The sequence below is a fragment of the Acinetobacter sp. YH01018 genome (assembly GCF_013420295.1).
GTDB lineage: Bacteria > Pseudomonadota > Gammaproteobacteria > Pseudomonadales > Moraxellaceae > Acinetobacter.
In genome coordinates, this window is record NZ_VOYL01000089.1 from 1 (window position 1) to 4870 (window position 4870).

At 52.2% G+C, this 4870-nt stretch carries 4 protein-coding genes and 3 pseudogenes; all 7 read left to right on the plus strand.

Features of this window, described 5'->3' with window-relative positions; genetic code table 11:
• A partial coding sequence (locus FTT83_RS15980; protein WP_218944809.1) for a hypothetical protein occupies window positions 1-315 on the plus strand: 315 nt, incomplete at its 5' end.
• Window positions 316-401: 86 nt separating this feature from the next.
• A complete protein-coding gene (locus tag FTT83_RS15435) occupies window positions 402-1277 on the plus strand; it encodes an SDR family oxidoreductase (RefSeq protein WP_078081115.1) in 876 nt (291 codons plus the stop codon).
• Window positions 1278-1351: 74 nt separating this feature from the next.
• A pseudogene (gene floR, locus FTT83_RS15440) lies at window positions 1352-2314 on the plus strand (chloramphenicol/florfenicol efflux MFS transporter FloR); the annotation flags it as partial.
• 27 nt (window positions 2315-2341) lie between these two features.
• A pseudogene (locus tag FTT83_RS16270) lies at window positions 2342-2641 on the plus strand (LysR family transcriptional regulator); the annotation flags it as partial.
• A gap of 3 nt (window positions 2642-2644) precedes the next feature.
• Window positions 2645-3325, plus strand: a complete 681-nt coding sequence (locus tag FTT83_RS15445) for a LysR family substrate-binding domain-containing protein (protein WP_109354582.1) — start codon at window positions 2645-2647, stop codon at window positions 3323-3325.
• A 131-nt stretch (window positions 3326-3456) separates the two neighbouring features.
• A pseudogene (locus FTT83_RS15450) lies at window positions 3457-4443 on the plus strand (type IV secretory system conjugative DNA transfer family protein); the annotation flags it as partial.
• Between the two features lie 159 nt (window positions 4444-4602).
• A partial coding sequence (locus FTT83_RS15455) for a transposase (RefSeq protein WP_161412291.1) occupies window positions 4603-4870 on the plus strand: 268 nt, incomplete at its 3' end.

The window sequence follows — 4870 nt, forward strand, 5'->3', positions numbered from 1 at the left end:
GTAAATTTTCAGCGTTGCTGGCTCCCCGTCAGCCGGATTGGGTTGCATCGCAGGGGTGTCGAAAGAGTCAACTGCGGTCCAAAGCTGTTGGACTTGGGTGAAAAGGGCGTTTATTCTTCCTATACGTATAGGAAACCTTTATTATACGGTTATAGTAAAAAGGGGGAGAGGAATCTTCCTCTTTTTTATTTTAAAGGGAGATCTCCCATGACACTTCGTAGAAAAGGGTACATCAATGAATTTGATGGCTTATTTGTGATACCAACAATCGGATTAATCCTGTTGAAATTTTATATTTCTATATTTAGAGCATAGGCAGATTGCCTGTGCTCTTTATTTTGTTTGTTTTAAATTGGTATTGAATGATACCAATATTACATGATTAATGGAGGAGATTATTTATGACATTTAATAACAATGAAAATACACGTGTGTGGTTTATTACAGGTGCAAGCAGTGGACTAGGATACGAATTCACAAAAAAAGCATTGGAGTCAGGAGAGAAGGTTGTTGGTGTTGCTAGAAATATTGAAAAACTGAATGAGTTAAAATGCCAGTTTGAAGGAATGTTACTTCCTTTAAGTCTTGATGTTACTGATAGAAGTGCTGTTTCGACTACAGTGGAAACTGCCATTAAACATTTTGGAAGACTCGATATTGTCATTAACAATGCAGGGAATATGGTAATGGGAATGATTGAAGAATTTAGTGAAGATGAAGTTAGAAGCCAAATGGAAACTAATTTCTTCGGTACAGTATGGGTAAGTCAAGCTGTTATGCCGTACTTGCGGGCACAAGAATCAGGTCATATTATCCAGATATCTAGTATTGGTGGACTGATTAGTGGTCCAATGTCGGGAATCTATAGCGCTAGTAAATTTGCTTTAGAAGGATTTAGCGAGGCTTTAGCACAAGAAGCTGCACATTTTGGTATAAAAGTATCTATCGTAGAACCTGGAGGTTACTGGACGAATCTATACTTAAAAATGAGTTTTACTACACAGAAAAAAGAGTATGATTCATTACGTGAAAAGTTGGCCCAACAATATTCAAACGAATCGGTGGATAGTGATCCTAAGTTAGCCGCCGAAGCTATAATGAAACTGGTTAATAGTGAGAATCCGCCTCTCCGATTAGTTCTGGGAAGCCTTGTATATGATTTAGCTGTTGAAAATGCAGAAAAACGTATATTTACATGGAAAGAGTGGGAATCAGTCAGTCGTTCTTCGGAACATGGGATTCCTGCACCAGAAGGATACGGAATAATTGAGGAATAGAAACCCTAAGAAATAAACTCTCTAAACTACAAAAACTAATTAATGATTTAATATGTTTATTAACTTAATCGCCGGGCGCAACGGCTTTCGTCATTGCGTCTCTGGGAGCAGCTTGGTCTTCAACTGCACCGGCCTTTGTCGCTTTCCGTCTACTTCAAGCAGTGGGCGCGTCGGCCATGCTGGTGGCGACGTTCGCGACGGTTCGCGACGTTTATGCCAACCGTCCTGAGGGTGTCGTCATCTACGGCCTTTTCAGTTCGATGCTGGCGTTCGTGCCTGCGCTCGGCCCTATCGCCGGAGCATTGATCGGCGAGTTCTTGGGATGGCAGGCGATATTCATTACTTTGGCTATACTGGCGATGCTCGCACTCCTAAATGCGGGTTTCAGGTGGCACGAAACCCGCCCTCTGGATCAAGTCAAGACGCGCCGATCTGTCTTGCCGATCTTCGCGAGTCCGGCTTTTTGGGTTTACACTGTCGGCTTTAGCGCCGGTATGGGCACCTTCTTCGTCTTCTTCTCGACGGCTCCCCGTGTGCTCATAGGCCAAGCGGAATATTCCGAGATCGGATTCAGCTTTGCCTTCGCCACTGTCGCGCTTGTAATGATCGTGACAACCCGTTTCGCGAAGTCCTTTGTCGCCAGATGGGGCATCGCAGGATGCGTGGCGCGTGGGATGGCGTTGCTTGTTTGCGGAGCGGTCCTGTTGGGGATCGGCGAACTTTACGGCTCGCCGTCATTCCTCACCTTCATCCTACCGATGTGGGTTGTCGCGGTCGGTATTGTCTTCACGGTGTCCGTTACCGCGAACGGCGCTTTGGCAGAGTTCGACGACATCGCGGGATCAGCGGTCGCGTTCTACTTCTGCGTTCAAAGCCTGATAGTCAGCATTGTCGGGACATTGGCGGTGGCACTTTTAAACGGTGACACAGCGTGGCCCGTGATCTGTTACGCCACGGCGATGGCGGTACTGGTTTCGTTGGGGCTGGTGCTCCTTCGGCTCCGTGGGGCTGCCACCGAGAAGTCGCCAGTCGTCTAACCGACGACTGGTAGCAGGCCCGCTCCGATGCGGCGCACTAACCATCGAAACCTCGTGAATGTCGGTATCCTGTCTGGCAGGATACCGCTCATTTCCCTTGTTCAGTTCATCGCCGTCGCCGAGCATCTGAATTTTCGGCATGCGGCCAAGGCACTTGGTATCAGCCAGTCGAGCGTCAGCGCGCGTGTGAAAGCGCTGGAGGATAACCTTGGTGTCCTGCTATTTGAGCGCCATGCGCGGGGCGTTCGGCTAACAGACGCAGGCAGGCACTTCATGGAGCGTGTCACGGCGGGTGTCGATCAACTCGATCACGCAGTGAAGACCGCAGGCATGACAGCTCAAGGAGAATACGGCCGGCTTCGCATCGGCATCCATGCCTTAATCCCACGCAGCTTTCTCACGGAGCTGATCCGTCATTATCGGGAAGAACATACGGGCATTGAGGTTGAGATCACCGAAGGCACAGCCCGCGATGCGGTGATGCAGCTTCGTGCTGACCAGCTCGACGTGGTGTTCGTCGCGGGCAAGCCCGAGATGCCCGACTGCCATACCCGACCGATCTGGACCGAACCGCTGGTGGCCGTGCTATCGGATGGGCATCGCCTCGCCGGGCAGTCCGCAATCACTTGGTCCGATCTGGTCGGCGAGACTTTCATTGTTCGCTATGGTGGCACCGGCCCGCAGGTCCATGACCATATCGTGCTGCGCCTTGCCGGGCGTTGGCCCGCACCGTCGATCCGGCGCTTTGATGTGGGGCGCGACACGCTGCTATCTATGGTCGGACAAGGCTTCGGCATCACTATCGTCGGCGAGGCAACGTCATTGTTGCCGACGACCGGCATCGTCTTCCTGCCCTTCCTCGATGAACCGGAGCCGGTTGCCTTTACAGCCGTCTGGTCGCCGTTCAATCGCAACTCCGCACTGAAAAATCTACTCAACCTCGCAGGCAAAATGAAGCGTGACGGCGATTCGCCCAATCGTTTCCTGGATGGCACTCGACCGGCACGATAACGGCACAGGCGATCCATCCTATTTGCCGCCGATAGTATCCGGCAGCCCTCCGGCATCCTCTTTCCTGTTGCCCGTCCCGATTTTGCCTACTCTCTGATCGGCTCCGTCTCTTTTGCCGACTGGAGCCTGCATTGCGCGGAGGCCGAATCCTTTGGGGTCAGATCGCCGTAGTCATCACCATCGTTCTGGTGATGACGTGGGCGGCGACGCAATGGGTTGCCTTTCGCCTCGGCTTCCAGCCCCAGCTTGGAGCGCCATGGTTCGATCTGGCGGGCCTGCCGGTCTATTATCCGCCGGCCTTCTTCTGGTGGTGGTTTTCCTTCGACGCCTACGCGCCCGCTATCTTCGTCGAGGGCGGCATCATCGCGGTATCGGGCGGCTTCATCGCCATCGCCGCCGCCATCCTCATGTCGATCATTCGAGCGCGGGAAGCCCGCAACATCGCCACCTACGGATCGGCGCGATGGGCGGAAGACAAGGAAATCCGTGCGGCCGGATTGCTCGGCCCCGATGGCGTAGTGCTCGGCCGGCATACGCAAGACTATCTGCGCCATGACGGTCCCGAGCATGTCTTATGCTTCGCGCCGACCCGCAGCGGTAAGGGCGTCGGGCTGGTGGTGCCGACGCTGCTGACATGGCCGGGAAGCTGCATCGTCCACGACATCAAGGGCGAGAACTGGACGCTGACGGCCGGCTTTCGCGCGAAGCACGGCCGCGTCCTGCTGTTCGATCCCACGAACGCCAGATCGTCGGCCTACAATCCGTTGCTGGAGGTGCGGCAGGGGGAGTGGGAAGTCCGCGACGTGCAGAACATCGCGGATATTCTGGTCGATCCCGAAGGCAGCCTCGACAAGCGTAATCATTGGGAAAAGACCAGCCATAGCCTGCTGGTCGGCGCGATCCTGCATGTTCTCTATGCGGAGAAGGACAAGACGCTGGCGGGCGTCGCCAATTTCCTGTCCGATCCCCGCCGCCCGGTCGAGGCGACCTTGCGCGCCATGATGGACACGCCGCATCTCGGCGAGGCTGGCGTTCATCCCGTCATCGCGTCGTCGGCGCGCGAGCTGTTGAACAAGAGCGAGAACGAACGAAGCGGGGTGCTCTCCACCGATATGTCGGTCCCAAAGGCGAGCTCAGAGACCATGGAAAGCATGTTCTCGGACTTACGTAGCAACTCGTTTCTTTTCGCAGGTTGAGCCACAGAGGTGGATCAGGAAATTTGAACAACACTTATAAGTGATATTTTGCTCCCCAAATGATGTTATAAACATCAATATATGGAGTATTTTATGACACGTAGACCAAGAAGAAATCATTCAAATGACTTTAAAGCTAAGGTAGCACTTGCTGCGATTAAAGCAGAAAAAACACTTGCTGAATTGAGTGCTGAATTTGATGTTCATCAAAACCAAATTATTGACTGGAAAAATCAACTGATTTCAGCTTCCTCGCAAGCTTTCGATCAATCAAAAGCTCCAACAGAACCACCCATCGATCTAAAAAAACTACATGCAAAAATCGGTGAGCAGGCATTAGAAATTGATT